This is a genomic window from Amycolatopsis sp. CA-161197, assembly GCF_050942255.1.
Lineage (GTDB): Bacteria > Actinomycetota > Actinomycetes > Mycobacteriales > Pseudonocardiaceae > Amycolatopsis.
Window position 1 is genome coordinate 10225424 of the sequence record NZ_CP192059.1, and the last position, 19309, is coordinate 10244732.

At 70.0% G+C, this 19309-nt stretch carries 20 protein-coding genes; 13 read left to right on the top strand and 7 right to left on the bottom strand.

Going from position 1 to position 19309, the window contains the following annotated elements; genetic code table 11:
• Positions 1–90: 90 nt before the first annotated feature.
• The 5 genes from ACQPXB_RS48445 (at position 91) to ACQPXB_RS48465 (ending at position 4892) form a co-directional block, all read left to right on the top strand.
• Complete coding sequence (locus ACQPXB_RS48445; protein WP_386944204.1) at positions 91–978, top strand: SDR family oxidoreductase; 888 nt, start codon at positions 91–93, stop codon at positions 976–978.
• 11 nt (positions 979–989) lie between these two features.
• A complete protein-coding gene (locus ACQPXB_RS48450; RefSeq protein WP_432848816.1) occupies positions 990–1463 on the top strand; it encodes a pyridoxamine 5'-phosphate oxidase family protein in 474 nt (157 codons plus the stop codon).
• Positions 1464–1544: 81 nt separating this feature from the next.
• Entirely contained in the window at positions 1545–3017 is a 1473-nt protein-coding gene (locus ACQPXB_RS48455; RefSeq protein ID WP_432848818.1) for a flavin-containing monooxygenase, read from the top strand.
• Positions 3014–3877, top strand: a complete 864-nt coding sequence (locus ACQPXB_RS48460) for a metal-dependent hydrolase (RefSeq protein ID WP_432848820.1) — start codon at positions 3014–3016, stop codon at positions 3875–3877. Before ACQPXB_RS48455 ends, ACQPXB_RS48460 begins: the two co-directional genes overlap by 4 nt.
• Positions 3878–3941: 64 nt before the next feature.
• Complete coding sequence (locus ACQPXB_RS48465; protein ID WP_432857156.1) at positions 3942–4892, top strand: PDR/VanB family oxidoreductase; 951 nt, start codon at positions 3942–3944, stop codon at positions 4890–4892.
• Between the two features lie 3 nt (positions 4893–4895).
• Here ACQPXB_RS48465 and ACQPXB_RS48470 read toward each other — a convergent pair whose 3' ends face one another.
• Positions 4896–5177: a YciI family protein gene (locus tag ACQPXB_RS48470; RefSeq protein WP_432848821.1), complete on the bottom strand. Its 282-nt coding sequence runs from the start codon at positions 5175–5177 to the stop codon at positions 4896–4898.
• A gap of 170 nt (positions 5178–5347) precedes the next feature.
• Here ACQPXB_RS48470 and ACQPXB_RS48475 point away from each other — a divergent pair, with 170 nt between their 5' ends.
• From ACQPXB_RS48475 to ACQPXB_RS48490, 4 genes are all read left to right on the top strand, one after another.
• Positions 5348–5923, top strand: coding sequence for a SigE family RNA polymerase sigma factor (locus ACQPXB_RS48475; protein ID WP_285971557.1), 576 nt, complete (start codon positions 5348–5350; stop codon positions 5921–5923).
• A 59-nt stretch (positions 5924–5982) separates the two neighbouring features.
• Entirely contained in the window at positions 5983–7173 is a 1191-nt protein-coding gene (gene nagA / locus ACQPXB_RS48480; RefSeq protein ID WP_366580265.1) for an N-acetylglucosamine-6-phosphate deacetylase, read from the top strand.
• Between the two features lie 39 nt (positions 7174–7212).
• A complete protein-coding gene (locus ACQPXB_RS48485; protein WP_366580263.1) occupies positions 7213–7614 on the top strand; it encodes a hypothetical protein in 402 nt (133 codons plus the stop codon).
• A gap of 77 nt (positions 7615–7691) precedes the next feature.
• Entirely contained in the window at positions 7692–8405 is a 714-nt protein-coding gene (locus ACQPXB_RS48490) for a DedA family protein (protein WP_366580262.1), read from the top strand.
• A gap of 61 nt (positions 8406–8466) precedes the next feature.
• Here ACQPXB_RS48490 and ACQPXB_RS48495 read toward each other — a convergent pair whose 3' ends face one another.
• Together ACQPXB_RS48495 and ACQPXB_RS48500 are read right to left on the bottom strand one after the other, a co-directional pair.
• Positions 8467–9861 carry an FAD-binding oxidoreductase gene (locus tag ACQPXB_RS48495; RefSeq protein ID WP_386944193.1) on the bottom strand — a complete coding sequence of 465 codons (1395 nt, stop codon included), beginning with the start codon at positions 9859–9861 and terminating at the stop codon, positions 8467–8469.
• 88 nt (positions 9862–9949) lie between these two features.
• Positions 9950–10375 carry a PPOX class F420-dependent oxidoreductase gene (locus ACQPXB_RS48500; RefSeq protein WP_366580260.1) on the bottom strand — a complete coding sequence of 142 codons (426 nt, stop codon included), beginning with the start codon at positions 10373–10375 and terminating at the stop codon, positions 9950–9952.
• Positions 10376–10620: 245 nt separating this feature from the next.
• Between ACQPXB_RS48500 and ACQPXB_RS48505 the strand changes: the two genes are divergently transcribed.
• The 4 genes from ACQPXB_RS48505 (at position 10621) to ACQPXB_RS48520 (ending at position 15426) form a co-directional block, all read left to right on the top strand.
• Positions 10621–11145 carry a MarR family winged helix-turn-helix transcriptional regulator gene (locus ACQPXB_RS48505; RefSeq protein ID WP_285971553.1) on the top strand — a complete coding sequence of 175 codons (525 nt, stop codon included), beginning with the start codon at positions 10621–10623 and terminating at the stop codon, positions 11143–11145.
• Between the two features lie 7 nt (positions 11146–11152).
• Positions 11153–13774, top strand: coding sequence for an MFS transporter (locus ACQPXB_RS48510; protein WP_432848825.1), 2622 nt, complete (start codon positions 11153–11155; stop codon positions 13772–13774).
• Positions 13771–14595 (top strand): YceI family protein, encoded by an 825-nt coding sequence (locus ACQPXB_RS48515; RefSeq protein WP_366580256.1) that lies wholly within the window; start codon positions 13771–13773, stop codon positions 14593–14595. The genes ACQPXB_RS48510 and ACQPXB_RS48515 overlap by 4 nt, the downstream gene beginning before the upstream one ends.
• 162 nt (positions 14596–14757) lie before the next feature.
• On the top strand, positions 14758–15426 hold the full coding sequence (locus ACQPXB_RS48520) for a DedA family protein (RefSeq protein WP_360598142.1): 669 nt from the start codon (positions 14758–14760) through the stop codon (positions 15424–15426).
• Positions 15427–16365: 939 nt separating this feature from the next.
• On the opposite strand, the gene ACQPXB_RS48525 is transcribed toward ACQPXB_RS48520, so the two are convergent.
• The 4 genes from ACQPXB_RS48525 to ACQPXB_RS48540 form a co-directional block, all read right to left on the bottom strand.
• Positions 16366–16779 carry a VOC family protein gene (locus tag ACQPXB_RS48525; RefSeq protein WP_366580254.1) on the bottom strand — a complete coding sequence of 138 codons (414 nt, stop codon included), beginning with the start codon at positions 16777–16779 and terminating at the stop codon, positions 16366–16368.
• 294 nt (positions 16780–17073) lie between these two features.
• Complete coding sequence (locus ACQPXB_RS48530; RefSeq protein ID WP_366580252.1) at positions 17074–17820, bottom strand: SDR family oxidoreductase; 747 nt, start codon at positions 17818–17820, stop codon at positions 17074–17076.
• Entirely contained in the window at positions 17817–18452 is a 636-nt protein-coding gene (locus ACQPXB_RS48535; protein ID WP_366580250.1) for a nucleoside/nucleotide kinase family protein, read from the bottom strand. Before ACQPXB_RS48535 ends, ACQPXB_RS48530 begins: the two co-directional genes overlap by 4 nt.
• Entirely contained in the window at positions 18449–19303 is an 855-nt protein-coding gene (locus ACQPXB_RS48540; protein WP_432857159.1) for a PfkB family carbohydrate kinase, read from the bottom strand. Before ACQPXB_RS48540 ends, ACQPXB_RS48535 begins: the two co-directional genes overlap by 4 nt.
• Positions 19304–19309: the final 6 nt, after the last annotated feature.

Consider the following 19309-nt stretch of genomic DNA (forward strand, 5'->3'; position numbering starts at 1 on the left):
CCACCGCAACCTACCGATAAGTAGCTTACCCCGGGTAGGTTGGGGTACCGTCCCCTCCACAAGCGGAAACGCACGCCGAGGAGGGCACCAGTGGTCAAGAACGTGGACGGCAAGGTCGTGCTGATCACCGGGGCCGCGCGGGGCATCGGGGCCGGGCTGGCTGAGCGGCTGGCCGCGCGTGGGGCCAAGGTCGCACTGGTCGGCCTGGAGGCGGACGAGCAGGCGAAGGTCGCCGAGAAGATCGGGCCGAACGCCAAGGCGTGGGAAGCCGACGTGACCAGCTGGGACGATCTCGAAGCGGCCACCCAGGGCGTGGTGGAGCACTTCGGCGGGATCGACATCGTCATCGCCAACGCCGGGATCGCCACGGCCGGCTTCGTGCGAAGCGTGGACCCGCGGGCGTTCGAGAAGGTCATCGAGGTCGACCTGCTCGGGGTGTGGCGCACGTTCCGCGTGACGCTGCCGCACGTGATCGAGCGGCGCGGCTACCTGCTCGCGATCTCGTCGCTGGCCGCGATCACCCACGCGCCCGGCATGGCGAACTACGCGGCCGCGAAGGCGGGCGTCGAAGCGTTCTCCAACAGCCTGCGCGCCGAGGTGGCGCACCTGGGCGTGAAGGTCGGCGTCGCGCACCCCACGTGGATCCGCACGGACCTGGTCGAAAGCGCCGACGCGCACCCGGTGTTCGGGAAGCTGCGGGCGTCGATGCCGGGACTGATCGGGAAGACGTACCCGCTCGACGTGGCGCTCGACGACCTCGAAGCCGGCATCCTCAAGCGCGCCCGGACGATCCACGTGCCACGCTGGGTCGGCGGCCTCAAGCTGCTGCGCGCGTTCCTGCCGCCGATCATCGAGCTCGGCTCGCGGGCCCGCGTGCCGGCGGCGGACAAGGCCGCGCTGGAGGACATCGAAAAGCGCGGCGCGTACGAGTCGGCGGTGACCGGCCACGGCGGCCGCGCGGCCACCGGGAAGAGCTAGAGGAGCCGCACATGTCGCGTCGCGACCAGATCCGCATGACGCCCGAGGAGATCCGGGCCTACCTCGACGAGCAGAAGGTCATCAACGTCGCCACGGTCGGGCCGAACAACCGGCCCCACCTGGCACCGCTGTGGTACTTCCCGCACGAGGACGGCGTCGCGACGTGGACGTACGGCAGCTCGCAGAAGGCGAAGAACCTGCGCCGCCTGCCGGAGGCCACCGTGCTCATCGAAAGCGGCGACTCCTACGAGAAGCTGCGCGGTGTCTCGATCGAGTCCGACGTGCAGATCGTCGAGGACACCGACGAGGTCACCCGCATGGGCATCACGCTCATGCAGCGCTACGCGGGCGCCAAGCCGGGCGACCCCGTACCCGCCGAGCTCAGCGAGTTCATCGGCCGCCAGGCCCCGAAGCGCATCGGCCTGATCTTCCACCCGACCAAGGTCGTCTCGTGGGACCACACGAAGCTCGGCGGAACGTACTAGCGGGTAGCAGGTACTTTCGAGTAACTGTTACTTGAGGTAACGTCATCTGCGGCAGACCCCCAGCGCAGCGGAGGCCGACAGATGACCGAGCGGTTCAAGGTCGTGATCGTGGGCACCGGGTTTTCCGGGCTCGGGCAGGCGATCCAGCTCGAAAAGGCCGGCATCCGGGACTACGTGATCCTGGAGAAGGCCGACGAAGTGGGCGGCACCTGGCGGGACAACTCGTACCCCGGGTGCGCCTGCGACGTCCAGTCGCACATGTACTCGTTCTCCTACGAGCAGAACCCCGACTGGTCACGCTCGTTCTCGCCGCAGCCGGAGATCTTCGGCTACCTCAAGGGCGTCGCCGACAAGTACCGGCTGCGCGAGCGGATCCGGTTCGGCGTGGAGATCACCGGCGCCCACTGGGACGAGGGCGAGCGCCGCTGGACCGTCGAGACCAAGAGCGGCGACGAGTTCTCCGCGCAGTTCCTGGTTTCCGGCGTCGGCGGGCTGCACATCCCGTCGATCCCGAAGCTGCCGGGGATCGAGAAGTTCACGGGCCGGACGTGGCACTCGGCGCAGTGGAACCACGAGTTCGACCTGCGCGGCAAGAAGGTCGCGGTGGTCGGCACGGGAGCGAGCGCGATCCAGTTCGTGCCGCAGATCGCTCCCGAAGTGGCCGAGCTGACGCTGTTCCAGCGCACGCCGCCGTGGATCATGCCGAAGCCGGACCACGCGATGCCCGGCTGGGCGAAGCAGCTGTTTCGCTACGTGCCGGGCACGCAACGCCTGTACCGCAACGCGTTGTACTGGCTGCTCGAAGCACGCGCGATCGGCTTCAACGGGCACCCGAAGCTCATGCACGCGGCCGAATCGATCGCGCGCCGCCACATCGCGAAGGGCATCCGCGACCCGAAGCTGCGCCGCAAGGTGACGCCGGACTACACCATGGGCTGCAAACGCGTGCTCATCTCCAACGACTACTACCCGGCCCTCGACCGACCGAACGTCGACGTGGTCACCGACGGCATCCGCGAGGTGCGCACGAACAGCGTCGTGGACGAAGCCGGCGTGGAGCACGAGGTCGACGCGATCGTCTACGGCACCGGCTTCCACGTCACGGATGCGCTGGAGTACCTCGACATCACCGGAGTCGAAGGCCGCAGCCTCGCGAAAACCTGGGCCACGGAAGGGATCCGCACGCACAAGGGCATCACCGTCGCCGGGTTCCCGAACCTGTTCTTCCTGCTGGGCCCGAACACCGCGCTGGGCCACAACTCCGTGGTGTTCATGATCGAGTCGCAGTCGCGCTACGTCGTCGACGCGATCAAGCTCGCCGACTCCCACGGTGCCGCCGCGCTCGACGTGCGCCCGTCCGTGCAGGACCGGTTCCAGGACGAGATCCAGGACAAGCTGGTGAAGGGCGTGTGGACGCAGGGCGGCTGCACGAGCTGGTACCTCGACGCCAAGGGCGTGAACCGCACGATCTGGCCCGGCTTCACGTGGAAGTACTGGCTCGAGACGCGCCGCGTGGAGCCGAGTGACTACGAGCTGTCCGGGAGGCCGTCGTGAACTCGGCCGACCACGAACAGATCGTGCTGCACGCGCGTGACGTCAAGTTCGACTGGGCCGCGCTGCCGATGCACTGGATCCCCGGCGAACCGCAGGCCACGCACAGCATCAACGTGCTGCACATCGCCCTGCCCGAAGGCGAACGCTGGTTCGTCGAGGTCTTCAAGCAGGCCGTGCCGCTGATCCGCGACGAGCGCCTCAAGGAGGACGTCCTCGGCTTCATCGGCCAGGAGGCCATGCACGCCGAGGCCCACGACGGCGCCGCGGAGCACCTCGAAGCCGCGGGCCTGCCCGTGCGGCCGTACGTCGCGCAGATGGAGTGGCTGTTCCGTCGCCTGCTGGGCGATCGTCCGGGCGCCGGCGAGGAATGGCTCGTCGAACGGCTCGCGCTGATCGCCGCGATCGAGCACTACACGGCGTTCCTCGGCCAGTGGGTGCTCGACGCGAAGGCGCTCGACGCCGCCGGCTCCGACCCGACGATGCTCGACCTGCTCCGCTGGCACGGCGCCGAGGAGGTCGAGCACCGGTCCGTGGCCTACGACCTGTTCTGCCACCTCGACGGCCGCTACTCGCGCCGCGTGCGCAGCATGGCCGTGGTGACGCCGGCGCTGGCGTGGGTTTTCGTGCGGGGCACGAAGTTCCTCATGCGCAACGACCCGACGCGGCCGGGGCGCGCGTCTTGGCGCGCGTACCTGAAGGCCGCGAAGAAGGGCGTGGTGCCCGCGCCGCGCCAGCTGCTGCGGGAGATCCGGCCGTACTTCCGGCGCTCGTACCACCCGACGGAGACCGGCAACACCGACCAGGCCGTGGCGTACCTGGCGAGCTCACCCGCGGCCCGGGCGGCCGACGCTCCGAAGTGACCGCACCGAAGTGATCCCCGACTTCCCGCCGCGGCTCGACGGCTCGGGCCGCCGCGACCGGCTGATGTCCACTTTGGCCGGTGTCGGCGCGGTCTACCGGCAGCTCGCCCGCTACTCCGGCCGGCGCCGTCCGCCCGTGCAGGCCGTGGACCGGACGTTACCGCTGGTCGTGACCACCGTCCGGCCCGAGGCCGACGACGTCGTGTCCCTGCGGCTCACGCGGCCCGAAGGCGAGCCGTTGCCGGGCTGGCGGCCGGGCGCGCACCTCGACCTCAGGCTGCCGTCGGGGCTGGTCCGGCAGTACTCGCTCTGCGGCGACCCCGGCGACCTCACGCACTACCGCGTGGCCGTCCGGCGGATCGGCGAAGCGTCGAGTGAGGTGCACACGCTCAAACCCGGCACCAAGGTCGACGTGCGCGGACCGCGCAACGCGTTCCCGTTCGTCGCCGCCGAGTCCTACGTCTTCATCGCCGGCGGCATCGGCATCACGCCGATCCTGCCGATGGTCCGCGCGGCCGAGGCCCGCGGTGTCGACTGGCGGCTCGTCTACACGGGACGCAGCCGCGCGTCGATGCCGTTTGTGGAAGAACTTTCGGATTTGCCCGAGGATCGCGTGTGGTTGCGCCCGGACACCGAGTACGGCATCCCCGCCTCGGGCGCGGAACTGCTCGAAGGTGTCCCCGACGGCGCCTCGGTCTACTGCTGCGGGCCGACGCCCATGATCACCGGCGTCCGAGTGGACCTGGAGCTCACCGGCGCCAGGGCCGTGTACTTCGAACGCTTCTCGACCCCGCCGATCGTCGGCGGACGGCCGTACACCGTGGTCCTGCGCCGCAGCGGCCGCACGCTCGCCGTGCCGGCCGACCGTTCGACGCTCGACGTGGTGGGCGAAGTGCTGCCTGACGTGGCGTTCTCCTGCCGCCAGGGCTTCTGCGGCACGTGTGCCGTGGCGACCCCGGACGGCGGGTCGGTGCGGATCTGCGTGGACCGCGGACCCGCCGTCCTGGAGCTGTAGGTGCTACACCTGCGGCACCCAAGCGCCGAGCGCGGGCTTGTACTCCCGGATCGAGCGTTCGGCGACGACGCCTTCGAGCTGGTACGGGTCCTTGCCGATCAGCTCCTCGAGCGCCGCCTCGTCCTCGGCCTGCCACAGGACCAGACCACCGGAGCCGTCGGCGAGCGGTCCCGCGACGGCCACGCGGCCTTCGGCGGAGTGCTGGCTCAACCACTCACGGTGACGGGGCCGGACGTCGGCCACCTTCTCCTGCACGTAACGGATTTCGACCAGGTACCAGGCCATGTGGATCTCCCGGGTGGGTGCGTTGGTGACGCTGCCGACGCTACCGGGCAACACCTCGTGGTCCCAGCATCCGACCAGTGGCGGGGCCGAGCTCACCCGATACGCTAGGGCTGCGTCAGCAGCTCGGCGCAGGGGCACCACAGGGGTCGAGAACAGGCAGGCAGGGGTACATGCTGGAGGGCAACGCGGAACGCAGTGTCGAGGCGACCCTCGGGCACCTGCGGACCATGGACGGGCCGGTGCCGCCGCAGCAGCCGGCCGCACCGCTGACGCTGGAGGACCTGTACCGCCAGCACCGGATGCGGCTCGTGCGGCTGGCGATCCTGCTGGTCGACGAACCGGCCACGGCCGAGGACGTGGTGCAGGAGGCGTTCACCGGTCTGCACCGCAACTGGGGCCGGCTGCGCGACGCGGCCGCGGCGGTCGGCTACCTGCGCACGGCCGTGGTCAACGGCTCACGCAGCGTGCTGCGGCGGCGGAAAACCGCCCGTGAATACGTGCCTCCGCACGCCGTGAACGCGCGGTCCGCGGAGAGCCTCGCGATGCTGTCGAGCGAGCACCAAGCCGTGGTCAGCGCCCTTTCGAAGCTCCCGCCGCGCCAGCGCGAGGTGCTGGTGCTGAGGTACTACGGAGGGCTGTCCGAGGCCGAGATCTCCGAGGCCGCCGGCATCTCCAAGGGTACGGTGAAATCGACCGCCAGCCGGGCGCTGGAGGCCCTGCAGAAGGCGATGCAGACCCCACAGTGACCCGGGTGGACCAATCTCGATCACCGAGTTGCGTAGCCATGTCTGGTCCAGACCAATATATGCTGGAGGGCGTGAAGCACGCCGGAGACTTCGTCATCACGGGCGGCCGGGTCGTCGCCCCCGACCGCGTACTCGACGACGGCTGGCTCGCCGTGTCCGACGGGCGGATCGCCGCGGTCGGCACGGGGACGCCGCCGGGTGGCCCCGAGACCGAGGTCGTCGACGTGGGCGGAGCGCTCGTGGTGCCCGGGTTCGTCGACACCCACTGCCACGGCGGTGGCGGCGCTTCGTTCTCCACTCTGGACCCCGACGAGATCCTCACGGCCGTGCGCGCGCACCGGCGCCACGGCACCACGACGACGCTCGCGAGCCTGGTCTCGGACCCGATCGACCTGCTGACCGAGCAGATCGCGGCGCTGCGCGAGCTCGTGCAGGAAGGCGAGCTCGCCGGCATCCACCTCGAAGGCCCGTTCATCTCGCGCGCCCGCTGCGGTGCGCACGATCCGGACACGCTGCGTGAACCGGACACCGGCACCGTCGAGAAGCTCCTGCGCGCGGGCGCCGGCGCGATCCGCATGGTCACGCTCGCCCCGGAGCTCAACGGCGGCGTGAAGGCCGTGCGCCAGCTCGCCGAGTCGGGTGTGACGGCCGCGATCGGGCACACCGACGGCCTCGCCGAGCAGCTCGGGCCGGCCATCGACGCGGGCGCCACCGTGGCGACGCACCTGTTCAACGGCATGCGCCCCCTGCACCACCGCGAACCGGGCCCGGTCGGCGTGCTGCTGGACGACGAGCGCGTGACGGTCGAGCTCATCTGCGACCTCGTGCACCTGCACCCGACCGTGGTGCGCCTGGCCGCACAGCACGCCGGGCGCGGCCGGACCGTGCTGATCACCGACGCCATGTCGGCCACCGACGCCGCCGACGGCCGCTACACGCTGGGCCGCCTCGAGGTCGACGTGCACGACGGCGTGGCGACGCTGGACAATGGATCACTGGCCGGCAGCACGTTGACGATGGACAACGCCTTCCGCAACCTCGTGAAGGGTGCCAAACTCGGTGTCCTCGACGCCGTCCGGGCAACCTCCGGCCGGCCCGCCGAGCTGCTGGGCATCGCCGACCGCACGGGTTCGCTGCGGCCGGGCCTCGCCGCCGACGTCGTGATCCTCGACGACGACCTGCGGCCGGTCCGGGTGCTGCGCCGGGGCGAGTGGGTCGCCGAGGTCGGCCGGGCTACCTTGAGCACGTAAGCGACTACGCGGGCCGCCCGCGGGGAAGTACGGAGAGGGATGAGCGAGCCGAAGGACCCGGAGCGACTGCTCGCCGACGCCCTGCGCGCCCAGGCCGTGTTCGCCCCGCACACCAGCTCGCAGCCCGCCCCCGAGACCTCGGCGGCCCCGGGCTCGGCCGGCGCGACCGGCCCCACCGAGGAGCTCCCGCCCCGCTACGGCCTGCTCTCCGGCGCGGGCGCCGACTCCCTCGAACGCGAACGCGCGGCCCTTGACGACGCCTCCGGCCAGCGGACGGCGCCGGTCGCCTCGGGTGCTCGGCCGGTTCCCGCACCGGACCCGGCGACGGTGCGCCAGGCCGCGCCCGGCCCCGCGCCGCTGCCCGCGCACTGGGTCCTGCTGCTGGCGCTGTTGCTGGGTTTGGCCGCTGGTTCGGTCATCGGGCTGCTCACGCTCGTCTGACAATTCCGGAAAACCCCCATTACCTGCGGTGGTTCTCCCTGTGAAGGCACTCAGCGTCACCCTGTACCGTTTTCGGTGTGATTCTCGCCCAGAGCACAGTGACGACCATGTCCATCCTGCCGTCGTGGCTGGACCCGGAGCAGCTGCTGTCCGGCCTGACCGTGCCGGTCATCGCGGTGCTCTGCCTGATCATCTTCATCGAGAGCAGCATCTTCCCGGTGCTGCCGGGTGACTCGCTGCTGTTCACGGCGGGCCTGTTCATCGCCAACGGCACGCTGCAGGCGCCCCTGTGGGTGGTGTGCGTGCTGGTGACGGCCGCGGCGCTGCTCGGCAACGTCTGCGGGTACTACATCGGCTACTTCGTCGGCCCGAAGCTGTTCAACCGGCCGGATTCGAAGTTCTTCAAGAGGGAGTACGTCGACAAGACGCACGCCTTCCTCGACCACCACGGGCCCAAGGCCGTGGTGCTGGCGCGGTTCGTGCCGTTCGTGCGGACGTTCATCACCTGGATCGCCGGCATCGGCCGCATGGACCCGAAGCGGTACTTCACCTACACGGTGCTGGGCGGCATCGTCTGGGCCGCGGGCATCACGGTGCTGGGCTCGCTGCTGGGCAACATCGGCTTCATCCGCGACAACGTCGACGCCATCTTCGTGCTGATCGTGCTCGTGTCCGTGGTCCCGATCCTGTTCGAGTACCTCAAGGGCCGCCGCGAGAAGAAGGCCCGCGTCGGCGCGCCGGAGGAGAACGCCGCCGAGGTCACGCAGCGGATCCCGCGCGTGCGCGACTGACCTGGACGCACAAACCGGCGCCGGCCCCGAGCAGGGGACCGGCGCCGTTTTGCGTGAAAACTCAGTCCGTCATCGAGAACATCGAACCGGGGTTGAACACGTTCTCCGGGTCCAGCGCCTGCTTGATCTGCCGGTGCACCCGCATCCCGACCGGCCCGATCTCGCGCGCCAGCCAATCGCGCTTGATCTTGCCGACGCCGTGCTCGCCGGTCACCGTGCCGCCGAGCGAGAGGCCGATCTCCAGGATGTCGTCGAACGCCTGCCGCGCGCGGGCGAACTCGTCCTCGGAGTCGGGCGCGTAGACGATCGTCGGGTGCATGTTGCCGTCGCCGGCGTGGCCGACCACGGCGATCTTCAGGCCCACCTTCTCGCTCACCTGCTCGCAGCCGCGGATCAGCTCGGCGATGCGGGTGCGGGGCACGCTGACGTCGTCGGTGAGCCAGATGCCGTAGGTCTCCAGCGCGGTCAGGACCACGCGCCGGGCCTGCAGCAGCATCTTGCCCTCTTCGAGGTCGTCGGTGGCGTAGACCAGGTCGGCGCCGCAGTCGGCGCAGATCTGTTCCAGCACGGCGAGCTCGCGCAACGCGGCCTCGCCACCGACGTCGGACTGCGCCAGCAGCAGCGCCTGGCAGTCGGATCCGGCGCCGAGGTCGGTCTTGAGGTAGGTCTCCGCCGCCTTGATCGACGCCGCGTCCATGATCTCCAGCAGCGACGGCACGAGTCCCTCGCGCACGACCCGCGCCACGGCCTCGCCAGCCGCCTCCGTGGTGTTGAAGCCCGCGACCAGCGTCGCCGGCGCCTGCGGCAACGGGCGCAACGCCACGGTGGCCTGTGTGATCACGCCGAGCGTGCCCTCGCTGCCGATGAACAGCTTCGTCAGGTCGTAGCCCGCCACGCCCTTCACGGTGCGGCGGCCGGTCTTGAGCAGCGACCCGTCGGCCAGCACGACCTCGAGGCCGAGCACGGAGTCGGTGGTCACGCCGTACTTCACGCAGCACAGACCGCCGGCGTTGGTGGAGAGGTTGCCGCCGATCGTGCACCAGTCGTAGCTCGACGGGTCGGGCGGGTAGAACAGGCCGTGCTTCTCCACGGCGGTGCGGAAGTCGAGGTTGACCACGCCCGGCTGCACCACCGCCAGGCGGTTGCCGGGGTCGATCTCCACGATCTCGTCGAGCTTGGTCAGGACCAGGACCACGCAGCCGTCGATGGCGTTGGCCGCGCCGGACAGGCCACTGCCCGCCCCGCGCGGCACCACCGGCACCTTCGCCTCGGCACACGCCTTGACCACGGCCTGCACCCCCGCCGTGTCCGCGGGCAGCACCACCGCCAGCGGTTTCCCGGAATCGGCGAGCGGCATCATGTCGCGCGAATAGCTCGCGGTCACGTCGGCATCGGTGAGCACGGCCTCCTTGCCGAGCTCGTCGCGTAGTCGCTGCAGGAGGACGTCAGTGCTCATGGCTTCATCGTAAGCACAGATATCTCCGCAGTGCGGAATAGAATTTCCAAATTTCAGCCGGATGGCGACTTGCCCGGCGTGACTCCCGTCAGCGCGCGAGCCCGTAGACGCGGTCGACGTTGATCGTGAGCACCAGCCGCTGGTCGGCCACCATCGCGGCGCGGTACTCGTCCCAGTCGGGGTGCTCGCCGCCGATCTTGCGGTACAGCTCGATGAGCGCCTCCACGGTCGCGTCGTCCTTGGCGGCGGCGACCGGCGTCAGCACGGCCTTGCCCTCCGCCACCGCGTACGACCAGCCGTTCTCGCTGCCGACGTGGTAGCTCACGCGCGGGTCGCGGCGCATGTTCTTCGTCTTGGCCCGCGTCTCGGTGATCGACACGAGGATCTTGCGCTCGGCGGCGTCGAAGTAGTGGCTGACGGTGGACAGCTGGGGCCGCCCGTCACGCTTGAGCGTGGCCAGCACGCCGTTGCGCCGGGAGCCGATGAGGTCGTACAGCGGTGTGTCGTCGGTCATACCCCTATCCAACCCGGCACGCTCCGTCTTGTTCCCCGGGACCGTGACCAGGGCCTTCGGACTCGGGAGAAAACGGACGAACACCCTCCGGTGAATATCTGCTTGCATGCAACAACTAAAGTGTGATGCGACACAACCGGGGTCCGCGAGCTTGCGCGAAGCACGGATCAGGCACACTCTTGCTTAAGGCAACTAGTTGCAGCCGCCAAACAACGGTTCGTTTCACCGCGAGAAAGATCGACCGAATGGCACCGAACAGCGCCGCCACCCGGCCCAAGGACGGGCTCGACTTGGCCGACCAGCTCGGACACGAGCTGGTCCGTTTCATGCGCCTGATCACCAAGGCGAAGTCCCAGGTCTCCAAGCAGGGTCCGGACGGCATCGAGCGGGCCGCGTACGCGATCCTCTTCTGCCTCATCCACGAGGGACCGCAGCGCACCAGCAAGCTCGCCGAGTTCCTGCACTCCGAAATCTCCACCATCAGCAGGCAGTCGAGCGCGCTCGTGCAGCACGGACTGGTGGAACGTCAGGCCGACCCCGAAGACGGCCGCGCCTGCTTGCTGGCGCCCACCGCCGAAGGCCTGCGGGTCTTCGACGAGAACCGCAAGCAGCGCAACCTCTGGCTCGCCGACGTCCTCGGCGACTGGACCCAGGAGGATCGCGAGACCCTCAACGAGCTGTTCGGGCGGCTCAACACCGGTATCGAGAACAACTTTCCAGACATGACCGACTCCGCGCCGGCGGATTCGGTGCACTCCAAGGGGGCCTAGGAACAGCATGAGCACCACCGTCGAGAAACAACCTCAGCAACGGGGGGGAGCACCCGTCGTGGACGCGGCCGGTGTGCCGCGGCTGAGCCACCGCCAGATCGTCACGATCCTGAGCGGGCTCATGTGCGGCATGTTCCTCGCCGCACTGGACCAGACGATCGTGGGTACGTCGATCGTCAAGATCGCCAACGACCTGCACGGCTTCGACCTGCAGGCGTGGGCCACCACGGCGTACCTGATCACGTCGACGATCGTCACGCCGATCTACGGCAAGCTCTCGGACATCTACGGCCGCAAGCCGTTCTACCTCGCCGCGATCTCGATCTTCGTCGCCGGTTCGCTGGCTTCGACGTTCTCGCAGTCGATGTACGAGCTCGCCGCGTTCCGCGCGGTGCAGGGCCTCGGCGCCGGTGGTCTGATGTCGCTGGCCATGACCATCATCGGTGACGTGGTGCCGCCGCGCGAACGCCCGCGGTACCAGGGTTACATCCTCGCCGTCTTCGGTCTGTCCACTGTGCTCGGTCCGGTGCTCGGCGGCTTCTTCGCCGGCTTCGACACCCTCGGCGGTATCTCCGGCTGGCGCTGGGTCTTCCTGATCAACGTGCCGATCGGCATCGTCGCGCTCTTCGTGGTCGCCAAGGTGCTGAACGTGCCGCACGTGCCACAGAAGCACAAGATCGACTGGTGGGGCGCGCTTTCGCTCGTCGTGGCCGTGGTGCCGTTCCTGATCGTCGCGGAACAGGGCCAGACCTGGGGCTGGGGCGATTTCAAGGCCATCATCTGCTACGTGATCGGTGGCGTCGGCATCGTCGCGTTCATCCTCGTCGAGAAGCTGATGAAGGACGCCGCGCTGATCCCGTTGCGGCTGTTCAAGAACTCGACGTTCACCGTCGCGATCATCGGTGGTGTCATCGTCGGTGTCGCCATGTTCGGCGCGATCACGATGATCCCGCAGTTCATGCAGGTGGTTCAGGGCTACACGCCGACCGAGTCCGGTCTGCTGATGCTGCCGCTGATGGGCGGCCTGATGCTGAGCTCGATCGGCTCCGGCCGGATCATGTCGAAGACCGGGCGCTACAAGGTGTTCCCGATCGTCGGCACCCTGCTGATCGCCGGCGGCGCGTTCTTCTTCGCGCAGGTGCAGTACAACTCGCCGCTGTGGCACCCGCTGGTCGCCGCGGCCATCATCGGCCTCGGCCTCGGCCAGTGCATGCAGACGCTGGTCATCGCGGTGCAGAACGCCGGTCCGCGCAGCGACATGGGCGCCTCCACGGCGTCGGCCACGTTCTTCCGCCAGATCGGTGGTACGGCCGGTGTCGCGGTGTTCCTGACGATTCTGTTCAACGTGCTGCCGGGCAACATCACCAAGGCGTTCGGCGGCAACCCGCCGGCCGGTGCCGGTGCGCAGCTGGCCGACCTGCAGACCAACACCAGCGTCATCCAGACGCTGCCGGACGCGCTGAAGACCCCGATCCTGATCGGCTTCACCGACTCGATCACCACGGTCTTCTACGTCGCCGGCGCGGTCGCGCTGCTGGCCACGATCGTCCTGTGCTTCCTGAAGGAAATCCCGCTCGCGGGCATGAACCCGGCCGCCGCGGCGGTCGAGGGCGGCGAGGCGCTGCTCGAGGAGGACGAGACGCCGACGGACATCGTCGACCAGGCGGCCAAGCCTGGCTCGCTCTTCGAAGAACAGCCGCGGGAACCCGTTCTCGTCGGCGCAGGCGGAAGGCACTCGATGAACGGCAACGGTCACGGCGACCCGCAGGCGATTTCGGGCTCGCTGCCCATGCCGATCACCAACTCGGCCGCGGGTGCGGGCATCGACGTGCCGCTGGGCGCGGGCGGTCCCCCGGTGACCGGGCACGTGCGCCGGCAGGACGGCAGCCACGTCGGTGCCGCCGCGCTGACGCTGATCGACCAGCAGGGCCGTCAGGTGGCGCGGGCGACCGGCAACGGCGACGGCAGCTACTCCGTGCCGACGCAGGGTCCGGGCACCTACGTGCTGATCGTGGCCGCGCCCGGCCACCAGCCGCAGGCCTCCAGCGTGGTGGTCGGCGGCGGGCCGGCGAAGCTCGACGTGACGCTCACCGGCTCGGGCGAGCTGACGGGTGTCGTGCGGTCCGTGGGGATCGGTTCCCCGCTGGCCAACGCCACCGTGACGCTCACCGACTCGCGCGGCGAGGTCAACGGCGCGTTCATCACGGCCGACGACGGCGTCTACACCTTCAGCGGCGTCGGTGCCGGGCAGTACACGCTGGTCGCGAGCGGCCCGCACTACCGCCCGGTGGCGGTCACCCTGACCGTGCCCGACAGCGGCGTGGTGCGCCACGACGTCGAGCTGGCCGGCGCCGTGCTGATGCAGGGCATCGCGCGCACCGAGGGCGACCGGATCGTGCCGGACGCGCGGATCACCGTGCTCGACGCGAACGGCAACGTCGCGGCGGTCGCGCGCACGGACGGTGAAGGCCGGTACGTGGTGAGCGACCTGCCGGTCGGCGCCTACACGGTGGTGGCGAGCGGTTACCCGCCGGCCACCAGCCAGGTGACGCTCACCGACGGCGAGGCCGAGCACAACGTGCGCCTGAGCTACGACCAGGCGCTCGACGAGCTGGTCGACCGCTCATGAGCGGGGGCCTGCGCGCACAGCTCCGCGCCAACGGCGGCTGGCCGGTCGAGAACGCCGTGCTCACGGTGACCGACCTCAACGGCCGTCAGATCGCGCGCCAGGTCACGGACGCGAAGGGGGCGGTGGCGACCGATCCGCTGCCCCCGGGCGTCTACACCGCCGTGATCACGGCGCCGGGGTACACGCCGATGGCCCGCACCGTGCAGGTCGGTTCCGACGGCGCCGGGCTGCTCGGCGACATCGCCCTGGCCCCCGTGGCCGAGGCCGTGGAGCTGCCGCCGGCCGGCCCGTGGACGATCGACCCGGTGCACTCCTCGGTGGTCGCGACCGCCCGCCACATGGGCATCGCGAGCATCAAGGTGCGCTTCCCCGACGTCGGCGGGCGCATCGACATCACGCGGCCGGTGGAGCGTTCGACGGTGCGCGCCGAGATCAAGGCGGGCAGCATCGAGACCGGCATCAAGATGCGCGACGACCACCTGCGTTCGGCCGAGTTCCTCGACGTGGAGGCCTTCCCGCTGATCACGTTCGAGAGCACGGGCATTTCGCAGCGCGGCACGGACACCTGGGCGCTGCTGGGCGAGCTGACCCTGCACGGCGAGCGCCGCCAGGTCGAGCTCGACCTGCGCTACCAGGGCCACGGCCCGGACCCGTGGGGCGGCGTGCGCGCCGCGTTCCACGCCGAGACCCAGCTGCACCGCAACGACTTCGCGATCAACTACAGCGCGATGGTCCGCGCGGGCGTCGCCGCGATCGGCACCACGGTCAAGGTGGAGCTGGACATCGAAGCGGTGCAAGGCGAGTCCTTGCCACAGTTCTAGAGGTTTTTCGAGAATCGGGCCGCCCGGGGAACTGTCCCGGGCGGCTCGTTCGTTTGGTCCATTGGTGAACGCGCAGTTCATTCCAGGAATACCGAAAGTGACCGGAAGGCTGGATTCGATGGTTCCTTCTTTCCGGCGATCGCGGCCACGTAGGCTCTTCGCGTGAACCCCGCAAGCATCGAGGCCGCCGGCGTCGGCGTGAGCTGGCTGGACACCGCCGGTCCGCTGCTCGTCTGGGTGATCGTGCTTTCTTTCGTCTTCGTGGAATGCGCGCTCATCGTCGGCCTCTTCCTGCCGGGCGACTCCCTGCTGTTCGGCGCCGGCGTGGTCCTCGCCCAGCACGGCTCCGACGCCAACGCGTGGCTCCTGTCGGGCGCCGCACTCGTAGTGGCCGTCGGCGGCAACCAGGTGGGCTACTACATCGGCCGAAGTACGGGCACCCGCTTCATCGCCCGCCGCGGCGGCAAGGTGCTCAACCGCCACAACCTCGACCGCGCCCAACGCTTCCTGGACCGCAAGGGCTTCTTCGCCATCGTCGCGGCCCGGTGGATCCCGTGGATCCGCACCCTCGCGCCGCTCATCGCCGGCGCCGCCCGCATGGACCCCCGGCGGTTTCTCGCGGCCACCAGCCTGGGCGGCCTTTTGTGGGTCCCCACGCTCGTCCTGCTGGGCTACTACGGCGCCGGCCTACTCGACGCCCTCCCCTGGCTGAAGACGGCCGCCCTGTGGGTCTCGGTGGCGTTCTTCGTCCTGGGCACGGGGTACGGGGTGCTTCGGTACCGCCAGGAAATGCGCCGCCCGGTGGACGAACCGGACGACGCCCACGCGTGACGCTCCGGGCTTCGCTTCACGTCTGATCCGCTGGCCCACGCTTCTTCCGCTGTTCCCTGCGGCCACGGCGACAGGTCTGCTGAGCGCGCGGAAGCCTCGGCCACACCGATCGCCCCCTGTGCACATTGTCGCGTCCCCAGCCCCAGGCCCTTCGGTTCGGCCATCCCGACCGACTCGACTGAGGGCGCACCGCCGATCCGTCCCTCGCACGATTTGCCACCGCCCCGCGGCACGGCGATTCACCACTGAACTTCCGGCGGGCCTTCCGCTCTGAACCTGACGTTCCAGCGGTCCTCAGCTCGGCGCGCGCCCGGCCTTTCGACGACCCTGACCTCGCGGCGATACAGCCACGGTCCACCTTTTCCCGCGCCGCTTCGGCGTGGCCTCAGCACGCCCCTCCCACACGGACCTCTTTGGCTGAGTTGCTGTGCCAACACTCACCAGCAACCGCCGGACGGCCCCCGCCCTCCCTGGGGGGACGTCCCATGCCCAGTCTACCGGCGGGGTACGACAAAACCGGTGGCCAAGGCCGCAAACCGCCGACTTGTCCACAACTGGACCCAGGGTGTGGATAACTCCGATCGCCCGGCCGGTATCGAGAAACCGCGAGCGCGGTGAGGCACAGCCATCACCGGAGTTGTTCGGCGCCACAACGGAAACCGACCCGCAACTGCCCGGGCTTGCGGGCTTGCGGGCTTGCGGGCTTCCGGGCTTCCGGGCTTCCGGGCTTCCGGGCTTCCGGGCTTCCGGGCTTCCGGGCTTCCGGCGACCACATCACCCACACCGAGCCCAGCCACCACCACAGCTCAAACCCGAGCGCCGCCAAAACCGCGCCACCACAACGAAGCTCGGACAACCAACCTCAGCCACAACCAAACCCGCCTCGCCAAAACCCAAGGCCAGCCCAGCAAAACGAGGCCAGCCCCGCAAAACGAGGCTCTACAGCTCCGGATCCGACCAGATCTCCAGCTGAATCCCATCCGGGTCCCGGAACACGATCACCGACGAGCCCTCGAAAGTGCGCGACGTCGTGGGCGGCAGGTACGACACCCCGTACTCCGAGAGCCGGTCCTCCCACTCGCAGAGTTCCGCCTTCGACGACACCGAGAACGCGACGTGGTCGAGCCCCGTCCGGCGTTCGTCGAAGCAGCGGCGGTCGGTGTCGGGGTGCTGGACCAGGACGACGGAGAACCCGTCGCCCGCGGACTTCAGCACGACCTTGTGGATCCCGGTTTCCGGGTCTTCGCGGCGGTGGCACTCCTCGAGGTCGAGCACCCGCGCGTACCACGGGACGCTTCGTTCCACATCGGTCACGGTGAGCGCCAGATGGTGCACAGACGTGAGCTTGGGCATGACTTTTGCGGCCGTCCTTTCCGACCCCCGGCTGCGCACTCCGTGCGTTTGCGACGCGGGGCGCTTGTCACCCACCCCGTGAACCGGCGCCGCCGCGGCCCCGGTCGTCCGACTGCCCCGGAGGCTCCACCAGAGTGACACAGCCGCCCCGATCGGGCGGGCGGATTCACCGACTTCCGCCACGAATCGTGATCTCCTCGTCGCCCGCCGTCCCACAAGCCGGGATGACGTGAACACGAGTAGCGCCCCAGCGGAACGCTGAAATGCGCGAAGACCACATGGTGGGACGCACTTTCAGCGGCCGCCGCCGACCTCCAGCACGGCGCCGACCGTGAACGACGACGCGGGTGACAGGAGCCACAGCACGGCCTCGGCGATCTCCTCCGGCTCGCCCGGCCGACCCAGCGGGATCCCGGGCGCCAAGCGCTCGAGGCGGTCCGGCAAGCCGGCCGCGGAGTGCAGGCCCGTGGCCACCAGGCCGGGCGCGACGGCGTTCACCCGGATCCCCTCGCCCGCCACTTCCTGCGCCAAGCCGTACGTGAGCGTGTCGACGGCGGCCTTCGTCGCCGCGTAGTGCACCCACTCGCCGGCCGAGCCCGTGCGCGCGGCCGTGGACGAGACGTTGACGATGGCGCCACCGGGACCGCCGTACCGCGTCGAGAGCCGCCGCACGGCCTCGCGGCAGCACAGGAACACCCCGCCGACGTTGACCTCCAGCACGCGCCGAACGGTGGCCGCGCTCTGCTCGTCGAGGCGCCCCGGCGTGTTGCCGGTGATGGCCGCGTTGTTCACGACGCCGACCAGCGACCCCATCTCCCCGGCGGTGCCGAAGAGCTTGCGGACCTGCCGTTCGTCGGCGACGTCGGCGCGTACCGCGAGCGCCTTGCGCCCGTGCGCGCGCACCTGCGAAACGACCTCCGCGGCCGGCTCCGAGTCGCCGGAGTAGTTGACCACCACGTCGTAGCCCCGCGAAGCGGCGAGCGTGCAGATCGCCGCGCCGATGCCCCGGCTGCCGCCCGTGACAACGAGAACTCCGCTCACAGGGCGAAGTTCACGAGCGGCAGGTTCTCCAGCACGAGGTCGGCACGGTCACGCGTGCTCGCGATGAGGTCGGCGTTGCGCTGGTCCGAGCCGAGCGCCCGCTGGCGCGCCTCGACCAGTGACCGGCCGTAACGACGGTGGCGCGAAACCAGCCGTTCGATCCGCTCCGGCTCGTCGGGCGCCAGGAACCACGCCTCGGTGAGGTACTGACGCACGCCGCTCCACGGGTCGTCGGGCAGCAGCAAGTAGTTGCCCTCCGTGATCACGAGCTGCACTTCGGGCGCCACCGCGACCGCACCGGCGATGGGTTCCTCGATCTCGCGGCGGAACTCCGGCGCGTACACGGTTTCCTTGCCCTTCGCGAGCCGGCGGATGAGGTGGACGTAACCCGCGGCGTCGAACGTGTCGGGCGCGCCCTTGCGCTCGGCGCGGCCGAGCCGGCGCAGCTCCACCTGCGCGAGGTGGAAGCCGTCCATGCCGACGACGGCCGCGCGGGACCCCAGCGCGTTGGCGATCGCCCAGGCCAGCGTGGTCTTGCCGGACGCGGGCGCGCCGATGATGCCGAGCACGCTGCGCTGCCGCGGCTTGGCGAGCCCTTCGGCCCGTGCCAGGAGGTCTTCGAACGCCGTCATCGCACTCCTTCTCCCAACTTCGAGATCGCCGCCGTCCACGACCGCGGCCCCACGTGGCGGACGCGCTCGGCGGCCACCGCGTTCGCGTGCCGGATCCACCCGTCCACCGAGCTTCCACGGGCCGCGATCGCGTGCGCGAGCGCGCCGTGCCACACATCGCCGGCCCCCAGTGTGTCCCGCGCCTCGACATCGTTGACAGGCACCTGGCCTGAGTCTTCCGCAGTGCTCCAGCGCACCGGATCCGGCCCCGCGGTCCTGATCACGACGGGTACTCCGCGTTCACGCAGTCCCGGCCCGGGCGCGGCGAAGTGCGCGGAGCACGCGGCGACGTCGACCAGCGGCAACAGGTCGTCGAGCACCGGTTTCCAGCTGCCGGCGTCGAGCACGACGGGCACGCCGAGTGACCGCCCGGCCCGCGCGACGGCGAGCGCGAGCTCAGGGTGATGCCCATCGACGAGCACGGCGTCCGCTTGACGCACGAGCTCGGTGAGATCCGGAACCTCCACCGGCGCACCGGAAGCCGCGTTGCGCGAAACGACCGTTCGCTCCCCGTCGGAGGCGCGCACGACCACGGCGCTCAGCGGCGGCGAATCGGTGCGCGCGGGGTCGAGGTCCACGACGTCGACCCCGCACGCGATGAGGTCGGCGTGCGCGAGCGCTGCCAGCGGGTGGGCCCCGACGACGGTCACGAGCGTCGCGGCGGCCCCGAGCGCGGCCACGGTCACCGCGGCGTTGGTCGCCGGCCCGCCGGCGGCGACGTCCACCCGCAGTGACTGCACCTTCTCGCCCGGCGCCGGGAACTGCGAGACCCGTTGCACGACGTCGACGGTGCACAACCCCGCCAGCAGCACGCGCAC